The organism is Streptomyces spongiae (assembly GCF_009377185.1).
GTDB lineage: Bacteria > Actinomycetota > Actinomycetes > Streptomycetales > Streptomycetaceae > Streptomyces > Streptomyces spongiae.
This window is the reverse complement of sequence record NZ_VJZC01000839.1, coordinates 1-3256: the sequence shown is the minus strand read 5'-3', so window position 1 is coordinate 3256 and position 3256 is coordinate 1. Positions and strand designations below refer to the sequence as shown.

Annotated in this window: 1 protein-coding gene; it reads right to left on the bottom strand. The window is 74.4% G+C overall.

The genetic code is table 11. The features are described 5' to 3' along the window. Positions 1–3066, bottom strand: a 3066-nt coding sequence (locus tag FNH08_RS47545; RefSeq protein WP_152778124.1) for a type I polyketide synthase, incomplete at its 3' end; no start/stop codon positions are given. Positions 3067–3256 lie beyond the last annotated feature (190 nt).

The window sequence follows — 3256 nt, the reverse complement described above, 5'->3', positions numbered from 1 at the left end:
GCTGTCGGCGGCGGTGTCGAGCCGGCCGGTGGCGTGGACGGTCCAGGGGGCGCCGGGGTCGGCGGTGTCAGGGCGGGAGTGGACGCTGACGGTGCGGCGGCCGTCAGCGGCCGACGGCCCGACGCGCACCTGGAGGTGGACGGCCTCGCGTTCGGCGATCTCGAGCGGGGTTGTGAGGCTGAGGTCGTGGACGCGGTCGCAGCCGACCTCGTCGCCGGCCCGCAGGGCGAGTTCCAAGAAGGCGGTGCCGGGCAGCAGGACGCGGCCGTGGACGACGTGGTCGGCGAGCCACGGTTGCCTGGCGGGGGTCAGCCGTCCGGTGAGGACGACGCCCTCCCCGTCGGCCAGGTCCACGGTGGCGGCGAGCAGGGGATGCTCGGAAGCGCCGAGGCCGGCGGCGTCGCGGACCCGCCCGGTGCCGGTGGGCCAGAAGCGCTGCCGTTCGAGGACGGTGGTGGGCAGTTCGACGCGGCGGGCGCCGGTGTCCTGGTAGAGGGCGGCCCAGTCGACGCTTCCGGCGGCGCTGGCCGTGTGCAGCCGGGCCAGTCCGGTGATCAGGGACAGTTCCTCGGGACGGCCGGCGCGCAGAACCGGTACGGCGACGGTCTCGGGGTCGGTGAGGGTCTCGTCGACGAGCGCGCAGAGCACACCGTCGGGACCCAGTTCCAGGTGGGCCCGCACACCCTGGGCGGCGAGGGTGTGCACGGCGTCGGCGAACCGCACGGTGGCGACGGCGTGCCGCGCCCAGTGCTCGGGGTCGCGCAGTTCCCGGGCGGTGGCGGTGCGGCCGGTGACGGTCGAGACGACGGGCAGGTGCGGTTCGTGAAAGGTGAGCCCGGCCACGACGGTGCGGAAGTCGTCGAGGACGGGCGTCATCACCGGGGAGTGGAAGGCGTGTGAGACGGCGAGCCGACGGGTGCGGTGCCCGGCATCGCGAAGCCGTTCGGCGGCGGCGAGCACGGAGTCCTCGGTGCCGGACAGGACGACGGCGGACGGCCCGTTGACGGCTGCGAGGGCGACGTCGTCACCGAGCAGCGGGCGCACCTCTTCCTCGGAGGCCGCCACGGCGACCATGGCGCCGCCCGAGGGCAGCGCCTGCATGAGGCGTCCGCGGGCGCTGACGAGGGCGCAGGCGTCCTCCGCGGAGAGCACGCCGGCGACGTGGGCGGCGGTGATCTCGCCGATGGAGTGCCCGGCCACGAAGCCCGGGCGCACACCCAGCGACACGGCCAGCCGGTACAGGGCGGCCTCCACGGCGAAGAGGGCGGGCTGGGCGTGTTCGGTGCGGTTCAGGGCCTCCTCGTCATCGCCCCACATCACGTCGCGCAGCGCGGGGTCGAGGTGGCCCAGCAACTCGTCGAGCGCCTCGGCGAACACGGGGAAACGGTCGTACAACTCGCGTCCCATACCAAGCCGTTGGCTGCCCTGACCGGTGAACAGGACCGCGAGGCCGCCCTCACCCGCCGTACCGCGAGCCAGTTCACGCGGTCCGCCCTCGCGAGGGAGGAGGACGGCACGGTGCTCCAGGTGGCCGCGTCCCGCGGCGAGGGAGTGCCCGACGTCGAGGGCGGCGAGGCTGGAGGCGGCGTCCATGACGCGGTCGAGCTGGGTGTCGAGGGCGGTGGCCGTGCGGGCGGACACCGGCCAGGGCGTCAGGGCAGGGGTGACGGTGGCCCGGGTGGCGGGCTCCTGCGTGGGCGGGGCCTGTTCCAGGATGACATGGGCGTTGGTGCCGCTGATGCCGAAGGAGGAGACGCCCGCGCGGCTCGGGCCGCCTGTCTGCGGCCAGGGCGTGTTGGCGGTCAGGAGCCGTACGGAACCGGCGGTCCAGTCGACGTCGGGTGTGGGCTCCTCGGCGTGCAGGCTGCGCGGGAGCAGGCCGGCCCGCAGCGCCATGACGGTCTTGATGACGCCGGCGACTCCGGCGGCGCCCTGGGTGTGGCCGATGTTGGACTTCACCGAGCCCAGCAGCAGGGGCCGGTCGCGGTTCTGACCGTATGCGGCGAGGAGGGCCTGCGCTTCGATGGGGTCGCCCAGCGTCGTACCCGTGCCATGCGCCTCCACGGCGTCGATCTGCTCGGGCGTGACGCCGGCGTTGTCGAGGGCGGCGCGGATGACGCGTTGCTGCGCGGGCCCGTTGGGGGCGCTGATGCCGTTGGAGGCGCCGTCCTGGTTGAGGGCGGTGCCGCGGACCACGGCGAGGACGGGGTGCCCGTTGCGCAGGGCGTCGCTGAGACGTTCCAGTACGAGGACGCCGGCGCCCTCGCTCCAGCCGACGCCGTCCGCGGCCGCCGAGAAGGGCTTGCAGCGCCCGTCGGCCGCGAGGCCGCCCTGCGCGGTGAAGGACACGAAGGTGCCCGGGGTGCACATGACAGTGGCGCCGCAGGCGAGGGCGAGGGTGGACTCGCCGGTGCGCAGCGACTGCACGGCCCAGTGCAGGGCGACGAGGGAGGAGGAGCAGCCGGTGTCGACGGTGACGGCGGGCCCCTCCAGGCCGAGGACGTAGGAGACGCGCCCGGAGATCACGCCGGCGGCGTGGCCGGTGGTGGCGTAGACGTCCATGTTCTCGCGGGTGTCGGCGACGACCTTGCCGTAGTCCTGGATGGTGGTGCCCGCGAAGACCCCGGTGCGGCTGCCGCGCAGCGCGGTGGGGGCGACCCCGGCGCGTTCGAGGGCCTCCCAGGCGGTCTCCAGCAGCAGCCGTTGCTGCGGATCCATCGCGAGGGCCTCACGCGGTGCGATGCCGAAGAACGCGGCGTCGAACTCGGTCATCGCGTCGAGGAAGCCGCCCTCGTGGGCGCGGCTGCGGCCGGCTCCGTCGCCGGTGAGGCGGGCGAGGTCCCAGCCGCGGTCGGTGGGGAACGGGCCGATGGCGTCCCGCCCGTCGACGACGAGCTGCCACAGGTCCTCCGGGGAGGCCACGCCTCCGGGGTAGCGGCAGCCCATGCCGACGACGGCGATCGGTTCCACGGCCGCCGAGATCAGCTGCTGGTTGTGCCGCCGCAGCCGCTCGTTCTCCTTCAGGGAGGTCCGCAGCGCCTCGACGTAGGGGTTGGGTGTGTTCAAAGCGGGCTCTCTCGGGTCGGGCGGGCGTCAGTCCGAGGTGGTCTCGGCCGCGAGCCGGAGCAGGCTCTCGCCGTCCAGGGCGTCCAGGTCGTCCAGGTCGTGCGGGTCACCCTCGCCGGCCGGGGTGCCGGTGATGACGGGATCGCCGTCGGCGAGTTGCAGGAGCAGGTCCAGCAGACCGGCCTTGCGC